26 protein-coding genes are annotated in these 21927 nt (G+C 72.2%); 20 read left to right on the top strand and 6 right to left on the bottom strand.

Features of this window, described 5'->3' with window-relative positions:
- Window positions 1-144 precede the first annotated feature (144 nt).
- The 4 genes from leuC (at window position 145) to ABZ312_RS33315 (ending at window position 3266) form a co-directional block, all read left to right on the top strand.
- A complete protein-coding gene (gene leuC / locus ABZ312_RS33330) occupies window positions 145-1566 on the top strand; it encodes a 3-isopropylmalate dehydratase large subunit (RefSeq protein WP_500325628.1) in 1422 nt (473 codons plus the stop codon).
- Window positions 1567-1571: 5 nt separating this feature from the next.
- Window positions 1572-2165, top strand: a complete 594-nt coding sequence (leuD, locus tag ABZ312_RS33325; protein ID WP_500325629.1) for a 3-isopropylmalate dehydratase small subunit — start codon at window positions 1572-1574, stop codon at window positions 2163-2165.
- 132 nt (window positions 2166-2297) lie between these two features.
- Window positions 2298-2531 carry an SCO5555 family protein gene (locus ABZ312_RS33320; protein ID WP_018562075.1) on the top strand — a complete coding sequence of 78 codons (234 nt, stop codon included), beginning with the start codon at window positions 2298-2300 and terminating at the stop codon, window positions 2529-2531.
- 123 nt (window positions 2532-2654) lie between these two features.
- A complete protein-coding gene (locus ABZ312_RS33315; protein ID WP_500325631.1) occupies window positions 2655-3266 on the top strand; it encodes an HU family DNA-binding protein in 612 nt (203 codons plus the stop codon).
- Window positions 3267-3342: 76 nt separating this feature from the next.
- Here ABZ312_RS33315 and ABZ312_RS33310 read toward each other — a convergent pair whose 3' ends face one another.
- Together ABZ312_RS33310 and cofC are read right to left on the bottom strand one after the other, a co-directional pair.
- Window positions 3343-3561 (bottom strand): hypothetical protein, encoded by a 219-nt coding sequence (locus ABZ312_RS33310; protein ID WP_018562077.1) that lies wholly within the window; start codon window positions 3559-3561, stop codon window positions 3343-3345.
- Between the two features lie 10 nt (window positions 3562-3571).
- A complete protein-coding gene (gene cofC, locus ABZ312_RS33305; protein ID WP_500357268.1) occupies window positions 3572-4285 on the bottom strand; it encodes a 2-phospho-L-lactate guanylyltransferase in 714 nt (237 codons plus the stop codon).
- Between the two features lie 289 nt (window positions 4286-4574).
- On the opposite strand from cofC, the gene ABZ312_RS33300 reads away from it, so the two are divergent.
- Genes ABZ312_RS33300 through ABZ312_RS33290 form a run of 3 tightly spaced genes read left to right on the top strand, consistent with a single transcriptional unit; the run spans window position 4575 to window position 7462 of the window.
- Entirely contained in the window at window positions 4575-5300 is a 726-nt protein-coding gene (locus tag ABZ312_RS33300) for a lysophospholipid acyltransferase family protein (protein ID WP_500325632.1), read from the top strand.
- Between the two features lie 50 nt (window positions 5301-5350).
- Window positions 5351-6298: an NAD(P)H-dependent glycerol-3-phosphate dehydrogenase gene (locus tag ABZ312_RS33295; RefSeq protein ID WP_500325860.1), complete on the top strand. Its 948-nt coding sequence runs from the start codon at window positions 5351-5353 to the stop codon at window positions 6296-6298.
- Window positions 6299-6325: 27 nt separating this feature from the next.
- Window positions 6326-7462, top strand: coding sequence for a D-alanine--D-alanine ligase family protein (locus ABZ312_RS33290; RefSeq protein WP_500325634.1), 1137 nt, complete (start codon window positions 6326-6328; stop codon window positions 7460-7462).
- Between the two features lie 34 nt (window positions 7463-7496).
- Here ABZ312_RS33290 and ABZ312_RS33285 read toward each other — a convergent pair whose 3' ends face one another.
- Both ABZ312_RS33285 and ABZ312_RS33280 read right to left on the bottom strand, forming a co-directional pair.
- Window positions 7497-7988 carry a DUF3515 domain-containing protein gene (locus ABZ312_RS33285; RefSeq protein WP_500325861.1) on the bottom strand — a complete coding sequence of 164 codons (492 nt, stop codon included), beginning with the start codon at window positions 7986-7988 and terminating at the stop codon, window positions 7497-7499.
- 23 nt (window positions 7989-8011) lie between these two features.
- Window positions 8012-8245 (bottom strand): Lrp/AsnC family transcriptional regulator, encoded by a 234-nt coding sequence (locus ABZ312_RS33280; RefSeq protein WP_018562083.1) that lies wholly within the window; start codon window positions 8243-8245, stop codon window positions 8012-8014.
- A gap of 155 nt (window positions 8246-8400) precedes the next feature.
- Between ABZ312_RS33280 and ABZ312_RS33275 the strand changes: the two genes are divergently transcribed.
- Together ABZ312_RS33275 and thiD are read left to right on the top strand one after the other, a co-directional pair.
- Window positions 8401-9360: a thiamine-monophosphate kinase gene (locus ABZ312_RS33275; protein WP_499514196.1), complete on the top strand. Its 960-nt coding sequence runs from the start codon at window positions 8401-8403 to the stop codon at window positions 9358-9360.
- A gap of 22 nt (window positions 9361-9382) precedes the next feature.
- On the top strand, window positions 9383-10171 hold the full coding sequence (thiD, locus tag ABZ312_RS33270; protein WP_500325636.1) for a bifunctional hydroxymethylpyrimidine kinase/phosphomethylpyrimidine kinase: 789 nt from the start codon (window positions 9383-9385) through the stop codon (window positions 10169-10171).
- Window positions 10172-10265: 94 nt separating this feature from the next.
- Here thiD and rpmB read toward each other — a convergent pair whose 3' ends face one another.
- Window positions 10266-10451, bottom strand: a complete 186-nt coding sequence (gene rpmB, locus ABZ312_RS33265) for a 50S ribosomal protein L28 (RefSeq protein WP_014628431.1) — start codon at window positions 10449-10451, stop codon at window positions 10266-10268.
- A gap of 268 nt (window positions 10452-10719) precedes the next feature.
- Here rpmB and ABZ312_RS33260 point away from each other — a divergent pair, with 268 nt between their 5' ends.
- The 10 genes from ABZ312_RS33260 (at window position 10720) to mutM (ending at window position 20322) form a co-directional block, all read left to right on the top strand.
- Entirely contained in the window at window positions 10720-12393 is a 1674-nt protein-coding gene (locus ABZ312_RS33260; RefSeq protein WP_500325637.1) for a DAK2 domain-containing protein, read from the top strand.
- A gap of 212 nt (window positions 12394-12605) precedes the next feature.
- On the top strand, window positions 12606-14804 hold the full coding sequence (recG, locus tag ABZ312_RS33255; protein WP_500439372.1) for an ATP-dependent DNA helicase RecG: 2199 nt from the start codon (window positions 12606-12608) through the stop codon (window positions 14802-14804).
- Between the two features lie 95 nt (window positions 14805-14899).
- Window positions 14900-15418, top strand: coding sequence for a hypothetical protein (locus tag ABZ312_RS33250; protein ID WP_500439371.1), 519 nt, complete (start codon window positions 14900-14902; stop codon window positions 15416-15418).
- A gap of 72 nt (window positions 15419-15490) precedes the next feature.
- On the top strand, window positions 15491-16072 hold the full coding sequence (gene rsmD / locus ABZ312_RS33245) for a 16S rRNA (guanine(966)-N(2))-methyltransferase RsmD (RefSeq protein WP_500360274.1): 582 nt from the start codon (window positions 15491-15493) through the stop codon (window positions 16070-16072).
- Window positions 16073-16107: 35 nt separating this feature from the next.
- Entirely contained in the window at window positions 16108-16587 is a 480-nt protein-coding gene (gene coaD, locus ABZ312_RS33240) for a pantetheine-phosphate adenylyltransferase (RefSeq protein ID WP_499514202.1), read from the top strand.
- Window positions 16588-16597: 10 nt separating this feature from the next.
- Window positions 16598-17665: an ATP synthase subunit B family protein gene (locus ABZ312_RS33235; protein WP_500325643.1), complete on the top strand. Its 1068-nt coding sequence runs from the start codon at window positions 16598-16600 to the stop codon at window positions 17663-17665.
- Between the two features lie 178 nt (window positions 17666-17843).
- Complete coding sequence (locus tag ABZ312_RS33230; RefSeq protein ID WP_500325645.1) at window positions 17844-18383, top strand: YceD family protein; 540 nt, start codon at window positions 17844-17846, stop codon at window positions 18381-18383.
- A 2-nt stretch (window positions 18384-18385) separates the two neighbouring features.
- The gene (rpmF, locus tag ABZ312_RS33225) at window positions 18386-18559 is read left to right on the top strand and encodes a 50S ribosomal protein L32 (RefSeq protein ID WP_026251550.1); all 174 of its coding nucleotides are present in this window, start codon (window positions 18386-18388) and stop codon (window positions 18557-18559) included.
- A 19-nt stretch (window positions 18560-18578) separates the two neighbouring features.
- Window positions 18579-19328 (top strand): ribonuclease III, encoded by a 750-nt coding sequence (gene rnc, locus ABZ312_RS33220; protein ID WP_500325647.1) that lies wholly within the window; start codon window positions 18579-18581, stop codon window positions 19326-19328.
- A 94-nt stretch (window positions 19329-19422) separates the two neighbouring features.
- Window positions 19423-20322 (top strand): bifunctional DNA-formamidopyrimidine glycosylase/DNA-(apurinic or apyrimidinic site) lyase, encoded by a 900-nt coding sequence (mutM, locus tag ABZ312_RS33215; protein ID WP_500325649.1) that lies wholly within the window; start codon window positions 19423-19425, stop codon window positions 20320-20322.
- Here mutM and ABZ312_RS33210 read toward each other — a convergent pair.
- Window positions 20265-20723 (bottom strand): winged helix-turn-helix transcriptional regulator, encoded by a 459-nt coding sequence (locus ABZ312_RS33210; protein WP_500325651.1) that lies wholly within the window; start codon window positions 20721-20723, stop codon window positions 20265-20267. The two genes, mutM and ABZ312_RS33210, sit on opposite strands and share 58 nt — an antisense overlap.
- Before the next feature lie 104 nt (window positions 20724-20827).
- Here ABZ312_RS33210 and ABZ312_RS33205 point away from each other — a divergent pair, with 104 nt between their 5' ends.
- Entirely contained in the window at window positions 20828-21706 is an 879-nt protein-coding gene (locus ABZ312_RS33205; RefSeq protein ID WP_500439369.1) for a phosphotransferase, read from the top strand.
- Window positions 21707-21927 lie beyond the last annotated feature (221 nt).

Here is a 21927-nt window from a genome sequence, read left to right as displayed (position 1 = left end):
TCACTCTGTGAAACGCAAGTTCAATTTTCCGGCGGACGCGGCACGCTGGAATGCACAGGGCCGCTGCGGCCACTCCCCACAAGGGGGCGGACACGCAGGGCAACGACGAACAGGCCGGCAGAGCGGCCGGTCGGAGGGAATGCGATGGCACGGACACTCGCGGAAAAGGTCTGGGAGGATCACGTCGTACGGCGCGCCGAGGGCGAGCCCGACCTCCTCTTCATCGACCTGCACCTGCTCCACGAGGTCACCAGCCCGCAGGCCTTCGACGGTCTGCGGATGAACGGCCGCCCGGTGCGCCGGCTGGACCTCACCATCGCGACCGAGGACCACAACACCCCCACCCTCGACATCGACAAGCCGATCGCCGACCCGGTATCGCGCACGCAGCTGGAGACGCTGCGCAAGAACTGCGCCGAGTTCGGGGTGCGGCTGCACCCGCTGGGCGACGTCGAGCAGGGCGTGGTGCACGTCGTCGGCCCGCAGCTGGGCCTGACGCAGCCGGGCATGACGGTCGTCTGCGGTGACAGCCACACCTCCACCCACGGCGCCTTCGGCGCGCTGGCGTTCGGCATCGGCACCAGCCAGGTCGAGCACGTGCTGGCCACCCAGACCCTGCCGCTGGCCCCGTTCAGGACCATGGCGATCACCGTCGACGGCGAGCTGCCCGAGGGCGTCAGCGCCAAGGACCTGATCCTGGCGATCATCGCCAGGATCGGCACCGGCGGCGGTCAGGGCTACGTCATCGAGTACCGCGGCTCGGCCATCGAGAAGCTCTCGATGGAGGCCCGGATGACCATCTGCAACATGTCGATCGAGGCGGGCGCCCGGGCCGGCATGATCGCCCCCGACCGGACCACCTTCGACTACCTGCAGGGCCGTCCGCACGCCCCGCAGGGCGAGGACTGGGACGCGGCGGTCGCGTACTGGAGCACGCTCAGGACCGACGAGGACGCCGTCTTCGACCACGAGGTCGTCATCGACGCCGCCTCCCTGTCCCCGTTCGTCACCTGGGGCACCAACCCCGGCCAGGGCGCCCCGCTCAGCGCCTCCGTGCCGGACCCGGCCGGCTTCGAGGACCCCAGCGACCGCCTGGCCGCCGAGAAGGCCCTGGAGTACATGGCCCTGGAGCCCGGTACGCCGCTGCGCGAGGTGAAGGTCGACACCGTCTTCGTCGGCTCCTGCACCAACGGCCGCATCGAGGACCTGCGCTCCGCCGCCTCCGTCGTCAAGGGCCGCAAGATCGCCGACGGCGTGCGGATGCTGGTCGTGCCCGGCTCGGTCCGGGTCGCCCTGCAGGCCGTGGAGGAGGGCCTGGACAGGGTCTTCAAGGAGGCCGGCGCCGAGTGGCGGCACGCGGGCTGCTCGATGTGCCTGGGCATGAACCCCGACCAACTGGCCCCCGGTGAGCGCTCCGCGTCCACCTCCAACCGCAACTTCGAGGGACGGCAGGGCAAGGGCGGCCGCACCCACCTGGTGTCGCCGCAGGTCGCGGCCGCGACCGCGGTCACCGGCCACCTCTCGTCCCCCGCCGATCTGCCCGGCGCAGCCGTCCTGGAGGCCTGAGAACGATGGAAGCTTTCACCACGCACACCGGCCGCGCCGTCCCGCTGCGCCGCAGCAACGCCGACACGGACCAGATCATCCCGGCCCACTGGCTGAAGAAGGTCACCCGCAACGGCTTCGAGGACGGCCTGTTCGAGGCCTGGCGCAAGGACCCCGAGTTCGTCCTCAACCGGCCCGAGCGCCAGGGGGCGACCGTCCTGGTCGCGGGCCCGGACTTCGGCACCGGCTCCTCCCGCGAGCACGCGGTGTGGGCCCTGCAGAACTACGGTTTCAAGGCGGTCATCTCCGCGCGCTTCGCCGACATTTTCCGCGGCAACTCGTTGAAGAACGGCCTGCTCACCGTGATCCTGCCGCAGGAGACGGTCGAGGAGCTCTGGAAGCTGACCGAGTCCGACCCGACGGCCGAGATCACCGTCGACCTGGAGGCCCGCGAGGTCCGCGCCGAGGGGATCACCGCCCCCTTCGAACTGGACGACAACGCCCGCTGGCGGCTGCTCAACGGCCTGGACGACATCAGCCTCACCCTGCAGAACGAGGCCGACATCACCGCCTACGAGGCCAAGCGCCCCTCCTTCAAGCCGCAGACCCTGCAGGTCTGAGCGGTCCGGCGGCCCCCGCGGCCGCCGCCGGCCCACCTCCGCAGCGCCCCCCGCCCCCACCGGGCGGGGGGCGCTGCGGCGTGTTCGGCTCCACACCTCGTGACAACTCACCGCAGATGACACAATCGGCACATGGAACACGATGGCCAACTCGAGCTGTACGGGTTCCTCGCTGCCAGGTTGAAGCAGGCCCACACCCGGGTGGCGGGTCTGCAAGTGCCGGAGGACGTCAGGATGCAGTTGACCCGGCGGCTGCTCGTCATCACCGCGGCCGCGAAGCACGATCTCGCAGGTGCGGCAAGGCGTCTGGAGGAACTGATGAAGGACCTCGACGAAGGCCGATTCCCCGATCAAAGGTCTTCCTGAGCCCCGAGTTCGTTGCGGCACAAGGGTGATTCGCCCGTTTCGTATTTGATTTGCGGTATATATCCGCCTAGCGTGCGAAAAAGCCCGAACTTCATCGCCGGGCAAGTTTCCGAAGGGGAAGACGTGAACAAGGCGCAGCTCGTTGAAGCGATTGCCGACAAGCTCGGCGGCCGTCAGCAGGCCGCGGACGCGGTCGACGCCGTCCTGGACGCGATCGTCCGCGCGACGGTGAGCGGGGACCGGGTCTCGGTCACCGGCTTCGGCTCGTTCGAGAAGGTGGAGCGTCCCGCCCGCTACGCCCGCAACCCCCAGACCGGGGAGCGGGTCCGGGTCAAGAAGACCTCCGTCCCGCGCTTCCGCGCCGGTCAGGGCTTCAAGGACCTGGTCAGCGGGTCGAAGAAGCTCCCCAAGGTCGGAGAGGTCTCCGTCAAGAAGGCGCCCAAGGGCAGCCTGAGCGGAGGCGTCACCGCCAAGGCCACCACCAAGAAGGCCGCCGCGAAGAAGACGACGGCGAAGAAGGCCACCGCTGCCAAGGCGGCCACGGCCAAGAAGACCACCGCCGCCAAGGCCACGGCCAAGAAGACCACCGCGGCCAAGGCGACGACGGCGAAGAAGGCGACCGCCAAGAAGACCACGGCGAAGAAGGCGACCGCCAAGAAGACGGCCCCGGCCAAGAAAGCGCCCGCCAAGTCGGCGGCCCGGAAGACCGCCACCAAGCGGACCGCGAAGCGGTAACGATTCCGCGGACCCGCACACGCCGACGGGCCGGGTACCCCTGACTCAGGGGCACCCGGCCCGTGCCGTCATGTCCTCAGGCCCCCGGGTCGGGGAAGGTCTGCAGCGTCACGAACACCACCCGGCGCCCGTCCCCGCTGCCCTCGGTGCGGATCCGCACCCGCTGACCGGGCCGCAGCAGCCGCAAGCCCCCGGCGTCGAACGCCGCCGCGTCGAACGGCAGCGGCGTCCCGTCGTCCAGCAGCACGCTGCCGGCGCGGGTCTCGGGGTCGTAGGTGTACGCGGTGGCCTGCATGGGCCCCAGCCTATCGGGCACCGCTTCCCGGGGCCGGTGCGCCCGCCGCCGGGCAATCGGCGGGCCCGGGCCCCGCGGGACCCTCCTGCGGAGCCGCCCGAAGTCCGGGCCGCAGCAGCGCCCGCGTGTACGGCCCGACCCCCAGCACCAGGGCGGCGGCCAGGTCCTCGCCCGTATCCACGTCCCGGCGCACGGAGTCCACGTCCGGCAGGACGATCTCGTGGGCGCCGGAAGCCCGGTGGCGGGCGCGTGAGGGCCCCCCGAAGGCCGGCGCGAGGGCGGTCCCGGCGGTGGCCGCAAGCAGCGTGGTGCCGATTCCGGCCGCGTCGGCCAGAAACGACCGTCCTGGGCGCCGGGCGGCCGCGCGGAGCACCGCTGCCAGTTCGGTGGGCCGCAAGGCCGGGAGATCGGCGTTCAGGGCCGCCACGGCCGCGGTGGGGTGGCGCCTGCGGACCACGTCGGCGCCGTGCCGCAGCGCGGCGTTGAGCCCGGCCGCCGGGGAGTCCGCCTGGACGCGCGCCCCGAGGGCCGACAGCGCGGCCCCGGCGAGCGGATCATCGGTGACGACCGTCACATTTCGTACCGCCTCGCAGGAGAGGGCGGCGGCCACGGTGTCCTGCGCGAAGGCCAGTGCCAGTCCGGGCCGCACGGGGCCGACGGCCTCCGCGAGGCGGCTCTTGGCGGCGGCCAGCGGCTTCAGCGGGACGACGAGCGACCATTCCACGGGTGGTGACACCGAACTATTGTGCTCGGGTCCCCCGGGCCCACCACCACCCTGCCCTCAACCCCCCTTCCCGGCGGCCCGCCTCCGGGTGCACGATCTCCCTGGTGCGTGCCCGGGCCTCCTGGCCTCGGTGCTTCCGCCGGGGAGCACCCCGAGGGCCTTTCGCCCTGGCGTTACGGTGGCCCTACCGGCGACACTTGTGCGGCCGCACCGGCCGTACGGTGCCGCCGACCACAGCAGGCCGCGGTCCGGTGATCCCGGGTCGGCGGCGGAACGAGGAGGAGTTCTGGTGTCCCGCCGCAGAATCGGCTTCTGGTACCGGCTCGCAGCCGTCATCGCCAAACCGCCGCTTGTCGTTCTCTTCAAGCGGGACTGGCGCGGAATGGATCACATTCCGGTCGAGGGCGGATTCATCACGGCGGTCAACCACAACTCGTACCTCGACCCGCTGTCGTACGCGCATTTCCAGTACAACAGCGGCCGGGTCCCCCGCTTCCTCGCGAAGGCGCCGCTGTTCAAGCCCGCCTTCGTCGGCGCGATCCTGCGCGGCACCGGCCAGATCCCCGTCTACCGGGAGAGCACCGACGCCGCCAACGCCTTCCGGGCCGCGGTGGACGCCATCAACTCCGGCGAGTGCGTCGCCTTCTACCCGGAGGGCACGCTGACCCGCGACCCCGAGATGTGGCCGATGGTGGGCAAGACGGGCGTCGCCCGGGTCGCGCTGATGACCAAGGCCCCCGTGATCCCGGTCGCCCAGTGGGGCGCCAACGAGGTCATGCCGCCGTACGCGAAGGAGAAGAAGCTGCGCCTCTTCCCGCGCAAGACGCTGCGGGTCGTCGCCGGGCCGCCGGTGGACCTGTCGGCCTTCTACGGACAGGAGGCCAGCGTCGAGGTGCTCAAGGACGCCACCGACACCATCATGGCCGCGGTCAGCGAGCTGCTGGGCGAACTGCGCGGTCAGACCCCGCCCGCCGAGCGCTTCGACCCGCGCAAGCAGAAGGGCAGCACCAAGTGACGACGCGCTGCGCGGTCTACGGCACGGGCTCCTGGGGCACCGCCTTCGCGATGGTCCTCGCCGACGCGGGTGCCCAGGTCACCATGTGGGGCCGCCGCCCCGAGGTGATCGAGGCCGTCAACAGCACGCGCAGCAACCCGTACTACCTGCCCGGGACCGAGCTGCCGGAGTCGATCCGGGCCACCACCGACCCCGCCGAGGCCGCCCGGGACGCGGAGTTCGTGATCCTCGCCGTACCGTCGCAGACGCTCCGCGGCAACCTGGCCGAGTGGCAGTCGCTGCTGCCCCGCGACTCCGTGCTGGTCAGCCTGATGAAGGGCGTCGAACTCGGCACGGCCAAGCGGATGAGCGAGGTCATCGAGGAGGTCGCCAAGGCGGGCCCGGAGCGCGTCGCCGTGCTGTCCGGCCCCAACCTCGCCAAGGAGATCGCCGCGCGGCAGCCCGCCGCGAGCGTGGTCGCCTGCCGTGACGAGTCCGTCGCCAAGCGGCTGCAGGCCGCCAGCCACACCGCGTACTTCCGCCCGTACACCAACACCGACGTCGTCGGCTGCGAACTCGGCGGCGCGGTGAAGAACGTGATCGGCCTGGCGGTCGGCATCGCCGACGGCATGGGCCTGGGCGACAACACCAAGGGCTCGCTGATCACCCGCGGACTGGCGGAGACCACCCGGCTCGGCATCGCGCTCGGCGCCGACCCGCTGACCTTCTCCGGCCTGGCGGGTCTGGGCGACCTGGTCGCGACCTGCTCCTCGCCGCTGTCGCGCAACCACACCTTCGGCTTCAACCTGGGCAAGGGCATGACGCTGGAGGAGACCATCGCGGTCACCCGGCAGACCGCCGAGGGCGTCAAGTCCTGCGAGTCGGTGCTCGACCTGGCCCGCCGGCACGGCGTCGACATGCCCATCACCGAGACCGTCGTCGACATCGTGCACAACGGGAAGCAGCCCGTCGTCGCGGTCAAGGAGCTGATGTCGCGCTCCGCGAAGTCGGAACGCTGACGTCCGGAACGGTAAGGTCAACGCGACATGAGCATTCAGCCTTCTTCCCGCAAGCCGCGCGTCGCCGTCGTCTTCGGCGGACGCAGCTCCGAGCACGCCATCTCGGTCGTCACCGCAGGCGCGGTGCTGAGCGCGATCGACCGCGACAAGTACGACGTGCTGCCGATCGGCATCACCACCGACGGCCGTTGGGCGCTCACCGCCGACGACCCGTCCCGGATGGCGATCGCCGACCGCACGCTGCCCAGCGTCGCGCAGCTCACCGAGTCCTCCGACGGCACGGTGCTGCTGCCGGTGGATCCGGCCAGCCGTGAGGTCGTCTACAGCGAGCCCGGCTCGGTGCCCAAGGTCCTGGGCGACGTCGACGTCGTCTTCCCCATGCTGCACGGCCCGTACGGCGAGGACGGCACCCTCCAGGGCCTGCTGGAACTCTCCGGCGTGCCCTACGTCGGCTCCGGAGTGCTCTCCTCGGCCGTGGGCATGGACAAGGAGTACATGAAGCGGGTCTTCACCTCCTTCGGCCTGCCCGTCGGCCCGTACGTCGTGATCCGCCCGCGCGAGTGGGAGAACGACCCGGCCGCGGCCCGCAAGAAGGTCGTGGACTTCGCCGCCGACCACGGCTGGCCGGTCTTCGTGAAGCCCGCCCGTGCCGGGTCCTCCATGGGCATCAGCAAGGTCGACGACCTCACCGGCCTGGACGAGGCGATCGAGGAGGCCCGCCGGCACGACCCCAAGGTGCTCGTGGAGTCGTTGCTGCGGGGCCGCGAGATCGAATGCGGCGTCCTGGAGTTCGAGGACGGCCCGCGCGCCTCGGTCCCCGCGGAGATCCCCCCGGTCACCGCGCACGACTTCTACGACTTCGAGGCGAAGTACATCGACTCCGCCGAGGGCGTCGTCCCCGCGCCGCTGACCGCGGAGCAGACCGCGCAGGTGCAGCGGCTCGCCGTGGCCGCCTTCGACGCGGCCTCCTGCGAGGGCCTGGTCCGTGCGGACTTCTTCCTGCAGGACGACGGCGAGTTCGTGATCAACGAGATCAACACGATGCCCGGCTTCACGCCGATCTCCATGTACCCGCGCATGTGGCAGGAGAGCGGCGTCGGCTACGCGGAACTGGTGGACCGGCTGATCCAGGCCGCGCTGCGGCGCTCCACCGGCCTGCGCTGAGCCGCGATCGGCCGGGAGCGGTCCGCCGGACCCGTCAGAGTTCGGAGGGGATCGTCGTCTCCACGGCGCGTCCGAGGTCGGTCAGCGGATCGACCTCGGGCGCGTACTTTGCCGGCACCGTCACCTCGACGAAGGTCCTGCGGCCGGTCGTCGTGAAGCGGTAGCCGTCGTCGGTCTTCTCGATGAGCCAGCTCACGCCGTTGACCTCCACCGCGTCCGCGGTGGGGTTGTACGCCGCGCTGCCCGGGGTCAGCATCTCGGGTCGCGGCACGCCGCAGCGCAGCACCACCGTAGGATCCCCCCATCCGGCGGTGAGGTCGGAGACGGGGCTCACCGACCGCTTCGACAGGCCGTCGACCTTCCGCGGCAGCGCGTCGTGGAGGGCGCCGCACATCCGGGCGGCGGAGGCGGAGGGCGACGGGACGGCGACCCCGCCCGCGGCACCGCCGGAAGCGGAAATCCAGACCGCCGCCGCGAACGAGCACGCGACGGCGGACAGGGAGACGAGCGCGACCCGGCGGTACATCACCCGCCGAGCCTACAGGGGGCCTACAGATGGACGACCGGACAGGTCAGGGTGCGGGTGATGCCCTCCACCTGCTGCACCTTCGCCACCACGAGGCGCCCCAGGTCGTCGACCGTGTCGGCCTGGGCCCGCACGATCACGTCGTACGGACCGGTGACGTCCTCGGCCTGGATGACCCCGGAAATCTTGGAGATCACCTCCGCTACTGCCGAGGCCTTCCCGACCTCGGTCTGGATCAGAATGTACGCCTGTACCACGGAACCTCCAGGGCGGCTACGAGGATCATGTGGGAGGGAACGTCACGGTACCGCGTCGCCGCATGCCGCGGGGAGACCCGCGCGGTACCGGCCGTGCCGAAGCCGTCGCGCAAGCGCACACAGAAGGGGACCGGCCAGGTGAAGGGGACAGTCAGATGAAGGGCACCGTGGGCGAACTGGGGGAGTTCGGACTCATCAGGGAGTTGACCGCCCGGCTCACCTCCAGCCCCGCCGTCCGGCTCGGACCGGGTGACGACGCCGCCGTGGTCGCCGCCCCGGACCGGCGGGTGGTGGCCACCACCGACGCGCTCGTGGAGGGGCGGCACTTCCGCCGCGACTGGTCCACCGCCTACGACGTGGGCCGCAAGGCCGCCGCGCAGAACCTCGCCGACATCGCCGCCATGGGTGCCGTCCCGACCGCGGTGCTGCTCGCCCTGGTCGTCCCTGCCGACCTGCCGGTGACCTGGCCGGTCGAGCTGATGGACGGCATCCGGGACGAGTGCCAGGTGGCCGGCGCGGCCGTGGTCGGCGGCGACGTCGTCCGCGGTGACACGATCATGGTCTCCATCACCGCACTGGGTGACCTGCGCGACCGCGAACCCGTCACCCGATCCGGTGCCCGCCCCGGCGACGTCGTCGCCGTCACCGGCTGGCTGGGCTGGTCCGCGGCGGGACTGGCCGTCCTCTCCCGGGGGTTCCGCTCGCCGCGGGCCTTCGTCGAGGCCCACCGCCGTCCCGAACCGCCGTACCACGCAGGTCCCGCCGCCGCGGAACTCGGTGCGACGGCCATGACCGATGTGAGCGACGGGCTCGTCGCCGACCTCGGCCACATCGCCGCCGCCAGCGGCGTCGCCATAGACCTGTCCTCCGCCGACATCGACATCCCCGCGCAGATGGCCGACATCGGCCAGGCCGTCGGGGTCGACCCGCTGCACTGGGTGCTGACCGGGGGAGAGGACCACGCGATAGTCGCCGCCTTCCCCCCGGACACGAAGCTGCCCGCCCGCTGGCGGGTCATCGGCCGGGTGGTGAAGGCCACCACGGCACCCCAGGTCACCGTGGACGGCGCCCCCTGGGACAAGGCGGGCGGCTGGGACCACTTCGGATCCGAGTAGCGACGGCGACTAGATTCGCCGTATGACGATCCCACCGCGTGTGCTCACCGTCGCCGGCTCCGACTCCGGCGGCGGAGCGGGCATCCAGGCCGACCTGAAGACCATGCTCGCCCTCGGCGTCCACGGGATGAGCGTGGTCACGGCCGTCACGGCGCAGAACTCACTGGGCGTCCAGGGCGCCTGGGACCTGCCGGTGGACGCCGTACGGGCCCAGTTCCGCAGTGTCGTGGACGACATCGGCGTCCAGGCGGTCAAGACCGGGATGCTCTCCTCGGCGGAACTCGTCACCGCCGTCGCGGAACTCCTCGCCCCGCTCGACGTCCCCGTGGTCGTCGACCCCGTCGGCGTCTCCAAGCACGGCGACCCGCTGCTCGCCGCCGACGCCGTCGACGTCGTACGGACCCGCCTGCTGCCGCTGGCCACCGTCGCCACCCCGAACCTGGACGAGGTGCGCCAGATCACAGGAGTCGTCGTGGACGGCGAGCCCGCCATGCGCGAGGCCGCGGCGGCCGTCCTCAAGTGCGGCCCCCGCTGGGTCCTGATCAAGGGCGGCCACCTCAGCGGCGCCGCCGTCGACCTGCTCACCGACGGCAGCCGCGAGCACTGGCTGCGCGCCACGCGCCACGACAACCGGCACACCCACGGCACCGGCTGCACCCTGGCGTCCGCCGTCGCCTCGTTCCTGGCGCGGGGCCTGGACGTCCCCGAGGCGGCCCACGCCGCCAAGGAGTACGTCACCGGCGCCATCGCGGCGGGCTTCCCCCTGGGCGGCGGCATCGGCCCCGTGGACCACGCCTGGCGGCAGCGCTGAGGCGAACCGGCGGGAGGGCACAGCAGAAAGCCGGTCCACCACGAGGGTGGACCGGCTCCGGTAGCCGCAAGGCTGCGCTACGACGTCCTATGCGTCAGCGCGCGACCTTGCCGGCCTTGATGCACGAGGTGCAGACGTTGAGGCGCTTCGGCGTCCGACCGACCACAGCACGCACCGTCTGGATGTTGGGGTTCCAACGACGGCGAGTACGGCGGTGCGAGTGCGAGATGTTGTTGCCGAAGCCCGGCCCCTTGCCGCAGACGTCGCAGTTGGCAGCCACGGGTCACTCCAAAGACTTCAGATGCACTAACGGATAAATCCCGGCGGCATCCGGCATCCGTCAAAATGATTGAAGGAAGACCAGTGATGCCGAGGGACGGCCCGGGACAGCCCCAGGCAACCGGAGCAGCATACTACGTCCGCTCCTGTCCCTCGAAATTACCATGGTCAGCGGTACGGGCGGTCGCCCGGTGGGCCCCGGCGCTCAGTACGCTGCGTGCGGACACCTCCCCACCCCAGGTCCCCGGCCGCCCCCGCAGGAGGAACACGTGCCGCCGACGCTCGACCCTCCCGCGGTGCGCGCATGGTGCCGGCTGTCCCTCCAGGCGCTCGGCCGGGCCCGCGAGGAGATCGACGCGATCAACGTCTACCCCGTCGCCGACGGGGACACCGGCACGAACCTGTTCCTGACCGTGGAGTCCGCCGCCCAGTCCGTGGACGCCGTCTTCGAGGGCCACGCCGCCTCGGGCGGCATCCCGGACCTCACCTCGTGCCTGCGCTCCATGGCGCACGGCGCGCTCATAGGAGCACGCGGCAACTCCGGGACGATCCTCGCCCAACTGCTGCGCGGCATGGCCGAGGTCCTCGCCGAGGACGCCGGCGACCTGCGGCCGGCCCTGCGCCGGGCCGCGGAGTCCGCCTACCAGGCCGTCGCGCATCCGGTCGAGGGCACGATGCTCACCGTCGCCACGGCCGCCGCGGAGGCGGCCGCCGCCGTGACCGGCGACGTCCACGAGGTCTCCCGGGCCGCGTACGAGGCGGCCCGCCTCGCCCTGGCGGCAACTCCGCGGCAGCTGGCCGTCCTCGGCGACGCCGGTGTCGTCGACGCCGGCGGCCGCGGCCTCGTCGCCGTCCTGGGCGCCCTCGCGGACGCGGTTTCGGGACAGGCCCCGATGGGCCCGCTCGACGACGCCCTGCGGGTGCCGTTGCCCAGGGGCGCGTCCCAGGTCGTGCCCTACGGCTGCGCGACCGGCGGGGACGGCGCGGACCCGCACGCGGTGCCCGGCGGGCCGGACTTCGAGGTCATCTACCTCCTGGAGGCACCCGACCGCGCCGTCCCCGCGCTGCGCACCCGGCTGGACCGGCTCGGCGACTCCCTCGTCGTCGTCGGCGGGGACGGGCTGTGGAACGTCCACGTCCACGTCGACGACGTGGGCGCCGCCATCGAGGCCGGGATCGATGCGGGACGGCCGTACCGCATCAAGGTGACGCACTTCGGCGACCAGGCCCGCGCGCTCGAGCAGGGCCGCCGCGGGGCCACCGGCGGGCGGGGCGAGCGCACGCTCCGGGCCGTGGTCGCGGTGGTGCGCGGCGACGGCCTCGCGGAGCTGTGCACCCAGGCCGGGGCCACCGTGGTCGCCGTACGGCCCGGGGAGCCGCCCGCGAGCGGCGACATCGCGGAGGCCATCCGCCGTGCGCACGCCCGCGAGGTCGTCCTGCTGCCCAACGACGTCGAACTGCGGCACGCGGTGGGCGCCGCGGCCGAACAGGCGCGCACGGAGGGCGTCCGCGTGGCGCTCATCCCCACCCGGTCCGCGGTGCAGGGCATCGCCGCCCTCGCCGTCCACGAGCCCACCCGGCGCTTTGACGAGGACGTCGTCGCCATGACCTCCGCGGCCGGCGCCACGCGCTACGCCGAGCTCGCCGTCGCGGAGGCCCAGTCCTGGACCATGGCCGGCGTCTGCCAGGCCGGGGACGTCCTCGGCCTCATCGACGGGGACGTCGCGGTGATCGGCGGCAACCTCGTCGAGACCGGGATCATCGTCCTGGACCGCATGCTCGCCGCGGGCGGGGAGATGGTCACGCTCGTCATCGGGTCCGACGCGCCCGCGGACCTGGCGGACCGGCTCGAGGCGCACGTCCGTGACAGCCACCTCGCGGTCGACACGGTCGTCTACGACGGCGGCCAGGAAACGTGCCCCCTCCTCATCGGCGTCGAGTAGCCGCCCCCGCGTCGCCGCGTGCGGCGCCGTTGTGGTTGCTGTTGGGGTTTCCCCGCCTCCCTCCCTCCCCCGGCCTTCGGCCGGGGGAGGGAGGGAGGCGGGGAAACCGCCCGCCGCAGGCGCAACGCACCCGTACACGACCACCCGGGCAGCCCGGCGCAGCCGCAGCACCCCGGGCCGCAACACAAACTTTGTCGGCCCCGTGCGCAAAGATGGACGCGATGTCTGCTGCCCTTGACGAACCGCTCGCAAAATCCGTCGGCGGCCGCACCGCAAAGGTGTTCGCCGACCATCTCGACCTGCGCACCGTCGGCGACCTGCTGCACCACTACCCACGCCGCTACGCGGAACGCGGCGAGCTGACGCGCCTGTCCGACCTCCCGCTGGACGAACACGTCACCGTCGTCGCGCGCGTCGCCAAGGCGACGAAGAAGACCTACGGCCCGGGCAAGTCGCGCCTCGAGGTGGTCGTCACGGACGGCAGCGGCTCGCTGACCCTGGTCTTCTTCGGCCGGGGGGTGTTCAAGCCGGAGCACGACCTCCTCCCGGGCCGCCGCGGCATGTTCGCCGGCAAGGTGTCCGTGTTCAACCGGGCCCTGCAGCTGGCGCACCCCGAGTACCAGTTGCTGGACGCCGAGGACGGCAAGGAGGCCGTGGACGCCTTCGCCGCCCGGCTGATCCCGATCTACCCGGCGTGCAAGCAGGTCAATTCGTGGACGATCGCGAAGACCGTCGACACCGTGCTGACCTCCCTCGGCGCCACGCAGTGGTCCGGCACGGGCGAGCCGCTGCCCGCCGCGCTGCGGGAGTCGCGCGGGCTCGTGGCGCTGCCGGAGGCGCTGGAGAAGATCCACCGCCCGCGGTCCAAGGCCGACATCATGATCGCCAAGGAGCGCCTGAAGTGGGACGAGGCGTTCGTACTGCAGGTGGCCCTCGCGCGGCGCCGGGCGGCGGAGGACGCGCTGCCCGCCGTGCCGCGCGTGCCGGCGGAGGACGGACTGCTGAAGGCCTTCGACGCGCGGCTGCCGTTCACGCTCACCGAGGGCCAGGAGCACGTGTCGGCCGAGATCTTCGCGGACCTGGCGACGGACCACCCGATGCACCGGCTGCTCCAGGGCGAGGTGGGTTCCGGCAAGACGATGGTGGCGCTGCGCGCCATGCTCGGCGTGGTCGACACGGGCGGCCAGGCCGCGATGCTGGCGCCGACGGAGGTGCTGGCGCAGCAGCACCACCGGTCGATCACGGAGATGATGGGCGACCTCGCCGAGGGCGGCATGCTCGGCGGCTCGGACCTGGGCACGAAGGTCGTGCTGCTGACCGGTTCCATGGGGGCCGCCGCCCGCCGCCAGGCGCTGCTTGACCTGGTGACCGGCGAGGCCGGGATCGTCGTGGGCACGCACGCGCTGATCGAGGACAAGGTGGGGTTCCACGACCTGGGGCTGGTCGTGGTCGACGAGCAGCACCGCTTCGGTGTCGAGCAGCGCGACGCGCTGCGGGGCAAGGCCAAGCAGCCGCCGCACCTGCTGGTGATGACGGCGACGCCGATCCCGCGCACCGTCGCGATGACGGTCTTCGGCGACCTGGAGACCTCCGTGCTGGACCAGTTGCCGGCCGGGCGTTCGCCGATCGCCACGCACGTCGTGCCGGCGAAGGACAAGCCGCACTTCCTGTCGCGCGCCTGGGAGCGGGTGCGCGAGGAGGTCGAGAACGGGCACCAGGCGTACGTGGTGTGCCCGCGGATCGGCGACGAGGAGCCGGACCCGAAGAAGAAGTCCGCGGAGGACGAGGCGGAGCGGCGGCCGCCGCTGGCGGTGCTGGAGATCGCCGAGCAGCTGGCCAAGGGGCCGCTGGCGGGGCTGCGCGTGGAGGTGCTGCACGGGCGGATGCAGGCGGAGGCGAAGGACGACGTGATGCGCCGCTTCGCCGCCGGCGATGTCGACGTGCTGGTGGCGACCACGGTGATCGAGGTCGGCGTCAACGTGCCGAACGCCACCGCCATGGTGATCATGGACGCGGACCGCTTCGGCGTCTCGCAGCTGCACCAGTTGCGCGGCCGGGTCGGGCGTGGTGCGGCGGCCGGTCTGTGCCTGCTGGTGTCCGAGATGCCGGAGGCGACCTCGGCCCGCGCCCGGCTGGACGCCGTGGCCGGGACGCTGGACGGCTTCGAGCTCTCCCGCATCGACCTGGAACAGCGGCGTGAGGGCGACGTCCTCGGGCAGGCCCAGTCCGGGACGCGTTCGTCGCTGCGCATGCTGACGGTGATCGACGACGAGGACGTGATCGCGGCGGCCCGGGAGGAGGCCACCTCGCTGGTCGCCGCGGACCCCGGACTGGAGGGTCAGCCGGACCTGCGCAGCGCGCTGGAGAGCCTGGTCGACGCGGACCGCGAGCAGTACCTCGACAAGGGCTGACGGGCCGTCATTGTCAGTGCCCCCTGGGAGAATGGACACAGTCCGCGCCGATCCGCTCGGGAATAGGCGTAGTTGGACCTTTGGGGGCTGATTTCATGTCGTTCCGTCACCTCAACGAACTGCCGCTCGGTGAGAAGATCTTCCGGATCGAGCTCTCCAGCGACGACGACACCACCGTCACCCTGACCCTGGCCGGCTGGTCCGAGGACGACCCGGACACCCTCCTCGCCTCCGGCACGCTCACGCTGCCGCTGACCGACGTCCCGTCCCTGCGCATCGCCCTCAACCGCGCCCTGCGCGCCCTCGCCCTCGTGGCCGACGTGGCCGAGCCCATACCCGACCGTGACGTGCTGCGCGAGCTGTTCCCGGGGCACGGCGCGCCCTGGGTGCCGCAGCACGAGGAGGAACTGGTCCGCCGGTTCCACGACGGCGAGTCCATCGCCCGCGTGGCCGCGCGCTTCGGCCGTACGCCCGACTCCGTCCGGACGAAGCTGCGTGAGCTCGGTCACGACCCGCGCCGCCCCGAGCACTGCCCGCCCGACGGCTGCCTGTCCTGGTCGCGCTACGCCTCGCCGGCGCTCGTCGGGGCCGTGGAAGAGCAGGGCCGGGACTGACCTACGTATCGTGGGGGAGCGGCGCCGCGACGGCGCCGTTCCCCCCCCGCCCACGAGACGAATGAGCCGCAGATGACCCGCGTGATCGCCGGAGCCGCCGGTGGCCGCCGCCTGGCCGTGCCGCCGGGCAACGGAACCCGACCCACCTCCGACCGGGCGAAGGAGGGGCTGTTCTCCACCTGGGAGTCGCTGCGCGGCGTTCTGCACGGGGCGCGGGTCATCGACCTGTACGGGGGATCGGGTGCCGTCGGCCTGGAGGCGCTCTCACGTGGCGCGGCGCACGTGCTGCTGGTCGAGTCCGACCCCCGCGCCGCCCGCGTCATCCGGGAGAACGTCCGCGCCCTCGGGCTGCCCGGCGCCGAGGTGCGGGCCGGAAAGGCCGAGAAGGTCGTCGCGGGACCGCCTCCGGCGGAGCCGTACGACCTGGTGTTCCTGGACCCGCCGTACGCCGTCACCGACGACGAGCTGCGCGAGATCCTGCTCACACTCCGTACGCAGGGCTGGCTCGACGCGGACGCCGTCGCCACCGTGGAGAGGAGCACCCGAGGCGGGGAATTCCACTGGCCCGAGGGGTACGAAGGGATCAGGGCCCGGCGGTACGGCGAAGGGACGCTTTGGTACGGTCGCGCCGCCGACGTCACCGACGCGTCATGAACCACCCGCAGAACCCTCAGAGCGAGGAGTCACCGTTGCGCCGCGCAGTCTGTCCGGGGTCCTTCGACCCCGTCACCAATGGACACCTCGACATCATCGCCCGAGCCTCGCGCCTGTACGACGAGGTCTACGTGGCCGTGATGATCAACAAGTCGAAGAAGGGCCTCTTCTCGATCGAGGAGCGCATCGCCCTCATCGAGGAGGTCACCGCCGGGTACGGCAACGTGCGCGTGGAGGCCTTCCACGGCCTGCTGGTGGACTTCTGCAAGCAGCGCGACATCCCCGCCATCGTGAAGGGCCTGCGCGCGGTCAGCGACTTCGACTACGAGCTGCAGATGGCCCAGATGAACAACGGGCTGTCCGGCGTGGAGACCCTGTTCGTCCCCACCAACCCCACCTACAGCTTCCTGTCCTCCAGCCTCGTCAAGGAGGTGGCGCAATGGGGCGGCGACGTCGCGCACTTGCTGCCCCCCGTCGTGCTGGAGGCCCTCAAGAAGAAGCTCGCGCAGCAGTAGAGTCTGGAACGTGGACGTCCAGAAGAAGCTCGACGAGATCGTGGCCGCCGTGGAGGCCGCCCGGTCCATGCCGATGTCGGCCTCCTGCGTGGTCAACCGTGCCGAGTTGCTCGCCATGCTCGAAGACGTACGGTCGGCGCTGCCCGACTCGCTCTCCCAGGCCCAGCAGCTGCTGGGCGGGCGGGAGCAGATGGTCGAGGAGGCCCGGGCCGAGGCCGGCCGGATCATCGGCGCCGCGCACGCGGAACGCGGTTCGCTGATCTCCGACACCGAGATCGCCCGCCGCTCGCAGCAGGAGGCCGAGCGCATCGTCACGGAGGCGCAGCGCGAGGCCACCGAGATCCGGGCCGAGGCCGACGACTACGTCGACAGCAAGCTCGCCAACTTCGAGGTCGTGCTGACCAAGACCATCGGCTCGGTGGACCGCGGGCGCGAGAAGCTGCTGGGCCACGGCCCGGCCCTCGACGAGAACGGCTACCCGTACGCGGACGAGGACGACGCGCCGGAGCGCAGCGGGGACCCCGAGACGCTGCGCCGCCGCGCGGACGAGTACGTGGACGCCAAGCTGGGCGCCTTCGAGGCGGTGCTCAGCAAGACCCTGGAGGCCGTCGGACGGGGCCGCCTGAAGCTGACCGGCCACCGCCCCATGGACGAACTGGGCGCCCACGACGCGGACCCCGAGGGCCAGGTCCCCGGGCAGTCCGACGCCGAGTACCTCGCGGGCCTGGCCGCCCCCGTGGCCCCCGGCGACTACCAGTACGACCCGAACGCGGTCCAGCAGCCCGACTACGGCTACCAGCAGCCGGACCCGTACCAGCAGCAGGTCCAGCAACCGGACCCGTACCAGCAGCAGGGCCAGTACGCCGACCCGTACGCCGCCCAGCCGCAGCAGGCCTACTACGACCCGAACTACGGCTGGCAGCAGCCGCAGCAGAGCGGTTACGAGCAGCAGCAGTACGTCCCGCAGCAGCACCAGCAGGGGCAGGGCGCGGCGCTCGACGAGACGAGCTTCTTCGACACCAGCATGATCGACCTGAACCGGCTGCGTGAGCTGGAGCAGGAGCGCGGTTTGGGCTGAGCCCGGGGGACCGGTATCCTGATCCCTCAGCCGTGTGATCCCCGGCGCTTTGGCGTGCCCGCCGTCGTGGCGACGGGCACGCGCCGAACCGAAGAAAGCAGGAGCCCTGAACACCCGCCTCGACCACCGCAACCCGCTCGTGTTCGACACGCACGAGCTGGGTCGTCGTCCTGGGGCGATGAAGAAGGTCTCCCGCTCGGTGCCGGCCCCCAAGGACATGGGCATCGAGGTCATCGGTGTCCGCGAGGGCACGGAGATCGAGCTGGACCTCCGCCTGGAGTCGGTGATGGAGGGGGTGCTCGTCACGGGCACCGCCCGCGCACCGCTCTCGGGGGAGTGCGTAAGGTGTCTGGAGCCGCTCGAGCGTGAGCTCGAGACGGAGTTCCAGGAGTTGTACTCCTACCCCGACGCCGACACCCGGACCGGTGGGCACCACGGTGCCGCCGACGCCGGTGACGACGCCGAGGAGGAGGACACTCTCTTCCTCGAGGGCGACTTGTTCGACCTCGAGCCCGTGCTGCGCGACGCGGTGGTTCTCGAACTGCCGCTGCAGCCGGTGTGCCAGGACGACTGTCCCGGTCTGTGCTCCGATTGCGGGGCGCGGCTGGCGGACGACCCGGACCACCACCACGAGGTCACCGACATCCGTTGGGCGGCCCTGCAGGAAATCCAGCTGAGCGGTGCCGAGGACGGCGCCGACGAGAACCAGGAGAAGTAGCCGTGGCTGTTCCCAAGCGGAAGATGTCGCGCAGCAACACGCGCCACCGCCGTTCGCAGTGGAAGGCTGCGCCCGTGAGCCTGGTGGCGTGCGAGCGCTGCCACGAGCCGAAGCAGCAGCACATCGCGTGCCCGAGCTGCGGCACCTACAACCGTCGTCAGGTCCTCGAGGTCTGATCGGCGGGTGAGGGGCTCCATGTCGTCAGACGGCGCAACGTCGACGGACGCCGGTAAGGCAGCCTCGTCCCCCGCGGTTCTGGAAGGGCGGCTCGGGTACACACTCGAACCCGCCCTTCTGGTGCGTGCGCTGACCCATCGCTCGTACGCGTACGAGAACGGCGGTCTGCCCACCAACGAGCGCCTGGAGTTCCTCGGGGACTCCGTGCTCGGCCTGGTGGTCACGGACACGCTCTACCGCACCCACCCGGACCTCCCGGAGGGCACGCTCGCCAAGCTGCGGGCCGCGGTGGTCAACTCCCGAGCCCTGGCCGACGTCGGCCGTGGCCTCGACCTGGGCAGCTTCGTCCGCCTCGGCCGGGGCGAGGAGGGCACGGGAGGCCGGGACAAGGCGTCGATCCTCGCGGACACCCTCGAGGCGGTGATCGGGGCGGTCTACCTGGACCAGGGCCTGGACGCCGCGTCGGAGCTGGTGCACCGGCTCTTCGACCCACTGATCGAGAAGTCCTCCAACCTCGGGGCGGGACTGGACTGGAAGACCAGCCTCCAGGAACTCACCGCGGGCGAGGGCCTCGGTGTCCCGGAGTACGTGGTCTCCGAGACCGGACCGGACCACGAGAAGACCTTCACGGCTGCCGCCCGCGTCGGTGGTGTCGAGTACGGCACCGGCACCGGCCGCAGCAAGAAGGAAGCAGAGCAGCAGGCCGCCGAGGCCGCCTGGCGCGGGATCCGCGCCAAGCGCGAGGCGAACGGCACTGTCGCGAGCTGAACCCGTCAGGCCCGTCCGGCCGGCCCCCGAGGCCGACCGGGCGGGCCTTCCGGTTCCCCGGGCGGGGAACCGCCTTCCGAGAGGAGCGCGCCGCGTGCCGGAGCTGCCCGAGGTCGAAGTCGTACGCCGCGGTCTGGACCGCTGGGTCAGCGGCCGCACCGTCGCCCGGGCCGAGGTGCTGCACGCCCGCGCCGTGCGCCGCCACCTCGCCGGCGGCGCGGACTTCGCCGACCGGCTGGCGGCGCAGACCTTCGGTCCCGCCCTGCGCCGCGGCAAGTACCTGTGGCTGCCGCTCCAGGACTCCCCGCTCGCGCTCCTCGGGCACCTGGGCATGAGCGGCCAGCTGCTCGTCCAGCCCGAGGACGCGCCCGCCGAGACCCACCTGCGGATCCGGATCCGCTTCGAGGACGACCTCGGCACGGAGCTGCGCTTCGTCGACCAGCGCACCTTCGGCGGCCTGTCGCTGCACGAGTGCGTGCCCGGCGACCCCGAGCGGCTGCCGGTCCCCCTGTCGCACATCGCCCGTGACCCGCTCGACGCCCGCTTCGACGACGCGGCCTTCCACACCGCGCTGCGCCGCCGCCGCACCACGATCAAGCGGGCGCTGCTCGACCAATCGCTGATCAGCGGGGTAGGCAACATCTACGCGGACGAGGCGCTGTGGCGCACCAGGCTGCACTACGAGCGGCCGACCGCGACCCTGACCCGCCCGGTCACCACCGAACTGCTCACCCACATCCGCGAGGTCATGACCGACGCCCTCGCCGCCGGCGGCACGAGCTTCGACAGCCTGTACGTCAACGTCAACGGGGAGTCCGGCTACTTCGACCGCTCCCTGGACGCCTACGGCCGCGAGGACGAGCCCTGCCGCCGCTGCGGCACCCCGATCCGCCGCCGTCCCTGGATGAACCGGTCGAGCTACTTCTGCCCGCGCTGTCAGCGACCGCCGCGCGGTCCGGGCGGCACGTCCGCCGTCACCGTCCGCCCGTCGTAGCGCCGCTGCGCCGCCAGCACCTCCGGCATCCGCGACTCCACGAGCCCGATCAGGGCGAGCAGCCGCTCGGCCGTGTCCCGGCCCAGCGGTGTGAGGCTGTAGTCGACCCGCGGCGGGTTGGTGGGCTGCGCCTCGCGGTGCACCAGCCCGTCCCGTTCGAGCGCGTGCAGGGTCTGGGAGAGCATCTTCTCGCTCACCCCGTCGACGCGGCGGCGAAGCTCGTTGAACCGCAGTGCCCCGTCGACCAGCGCGCCCAGCGTCAGCGAGCCCCAGCGGCCGGTCACGTGCTCCAGCGTGGGGCGCGACGGGCACGAGCGGGCGAACACGTCGTACTCCGGGTTCGCCGCCCCGGCACCACCGCTGCCGCCGGTGGCGTCGCCGGCCCGAACGGACGTCTCCATGGGCGTGAGCGTACTCGCGCCACCCGTGGGGTTGCGCTTCCCCTCGGTGAGTTACGGCCCCGAACCCCCGGCGTGGCCGGGGCCGTACGGCGCACAATGGGCGGATGCTTCCCGACGGCCCGCCCGCTCCGCCCGCCCCCGCCGCCACCTACGCCGAGACCGCCGAGCCGCAGCCGGAGATCCCCCTGATCGGCGGTGACGTGACCGAGGGCGTCGTCCGCGTCGGCGACACCGTCCGCCGTCCGACCGGCGCCCACAGCCCCCTGGTGCACGCCCTGCTCCGTCACCTGGAGGACGTCGGATTCCCCGGCGCGCCGCGCCTCCTCGGCATCGACACCGCCGGCCGGGAGGTGCTGACCTACGTGGCGGGGGAGGTCGCCGGACGGCCGCGGCCCGCCTGGATCGCCGACGAGGGCCGCCTCGTCTCGGTCGGCCGCCTGGTCCGCGCCTACGACGACGCGGTAGCCGGCTTCACCCCACCCGACGGCGTCCAGGCCCCGGCCGGTCCCGCGCCGCACCCGGACATGCCTCCCGCGCCCGCGCATCCCGCCGAGGTGATCGGGCACATGGACTTCACGCCGGACAACATCGTCTTCCGGGCCGGCCGGGCCGCCGCGCTCATCGACTTCGACCTGGCCAGGCCGGTTCCCAGGGTCGAGGAGATCCACAACGCGATGCTCTACTGGGCCCCCATCGGCGACCCCTTCGACGCCGACCCCCAGTTGCGCGACGTGGACGTCCCCCGGCGCTGCCGCCTCCTCGCCGACGCGTACGGCCTGTCCGGCATTGACCGCGGCCGCCTGCTGGAGGTCGCCGTGCTCCGGACCCGCCGCGCGTGGTTCTCCATGAAGCGGATGGCCGAGACCGAGGGCGGCGGCTGGGCCCGCATGTGGCACGAGGGGGTCGGCGACCAGATCAAACGCCGCGAGGCCTGGCTGGAGCGCCACGGCTCCTCGATCGAGGCGGCACTCACCGCTCCTTAGGGCAGGACGCACACCGGCCCGAACCCCGGGCGCCACCTGCTCCGGGAGGCTGCCGGGCCGCCCTCCGGCGGCGTGTCCTTCTCGACCACGCCCACCTGTACGTGCCCGGAGCCGTGGGGGGGGGCCGGGGGGCCCGGCGGCCGCCGCCACGGGGGCCGCGGCCACCGCCGCCATAGCCCGGCTGCTCCGGAGCTAGCGACCGGCCCCTGCCGACCACCGGG

Source organism: Streptomyces sp. NPDC006207 (assembly GCF_040613835.1).
In the GTDB taxonomy this organism is placed as follows: domain Bacteria; phylum Actinomycetota; class Actinomycetes; order Streptomycetales; family Streptomycetaceae; genus Actinacidiphila.
The sequence above is the reverse complement of the archived record's forward strand: the minus strand, read 5'-3'. Positions and strand labels throughout refer to the sequence as shown.

What these genes read in the sequence shown, in the direction of transcription:
- ABZ312_RS33205 (WP_500439369.1), top strand. Translation starts at nt 20,828, where the DNA reads ATGCTTCCCGACGGCCCGCCCGCTCCGCCCGCCCCCGCCGCCACCTAC.
- rnc (WP_500325647.1), top strand. Translation starts at nt 18,579, where the DNA reads ATGTCGTCAGACGGCGCAACGTCGACGGACGCCGGTAAGGCAGCCTCG.
- thiD (WP_500325636.1), top strand. Translation starts at nt 9,383, where the DNA reads ATGACGATCCCACCGCGTGTGCTCACCGTCGCCGGCTCCGACTCCGGC.
- ABZ312_RS33320 (WP_018562075.1), top strand. Translation starts at nt 2,298, where the DNA reads ATGGAACACGATGGCCAACTCGAGCTGTACGGGTTCCTCGCTGCCAGG.
- ABZ312_RS33210 (WP_500325651.1), bottom strand. Translation starts at nt 20,723, where the DNA reads ATGGAGACGTCCGTTCGGGCCGGCGACGCCACCGGCGGCAGCGGTGGT.
- ABZ312_RS33250 (WP_500439371.1), top strand. Translation starts at nt 14,900, where the DNA reads ATGTCGTTCCGTCACCTCAACGAACTGCCGCTCGGTGAGAAGATCTTC.
- ABZ312_RS33290 (WP_500325634.1), top strand. Translation starts at nt 6,326, where the DNA reads ATGAGCATTCAGCCTTCTTCCCGCAAGCCGCGCGTCGCCGTCGTCTTC.
- leuD (WP_500325629.1), top strand. Translation starts at nt 1,572, where the DNA reads ATGGAAGCTTTCACCACGCACACCGGCCGCGCCGTCCCGCTGCGCCGC.
- ABZ312_RS33295 (WP_500325860.1), top strand. Translation starts at nt 5,351, where the DNA reads ATGGTCCTCGCCGACGCGGGTGCCCAGGTCACCATGTGGGGCCGCCGC.
- rsmD (WP_500360274.1), top strand. Translation starts at nt 15,491, where the DNA reads ATGACCCGCGTGATCGCCGGAGCCGCCGGTGGCCGCCGCCTGGCCGTG.
- ABZ312_RS33285 (WP_500325861.1), bottom strand. Translation starts at nt 7,988, where the DNA reads ATGTACCGCCGGGTCGCGCTCGTCTCCCTGTCCGCCGTCGCGTGCTCG.
- recG (WP_500439372.1), top strand. Translation starts at nt 12,606, where the DNA reads ATGGACGCGATGTCTGCTGCCCTTGACGAACCGCTCGCAAAATCCGTC.
- ABZ312_RS33230 (WP_500325645.1), top strand. Translation starts at nt 17,844, where the DNA reads ATGAAGAAGGTCTCCCGCTCGGTGCCGGCCCCCAAGGACATGGGCATC.
- ABZ312_RS33275 (WP_499514196.1), top strand. Translation starts at nt 8,401, where the DNA reads ATGAAGGGCACCGTGGGCGAACTGGGGGAGTTCGGACTCATCAGGGAG.
- ABZ312_RS33310 (WP_018562077.1), bottom strand. Translation starts at nt 3,561, where the DNA reads ATGCAGGCCACCGCGTACACCTACGACCCCGAGACCCGCGCCGGCAGC.
- leuC (WP_500325628.1), top strand. Translation starts at nt 145, where the DNA reads ATGGCACGGACACTCGCGGAAAAGGTCTGGGAGGATCACGTCGTACGG.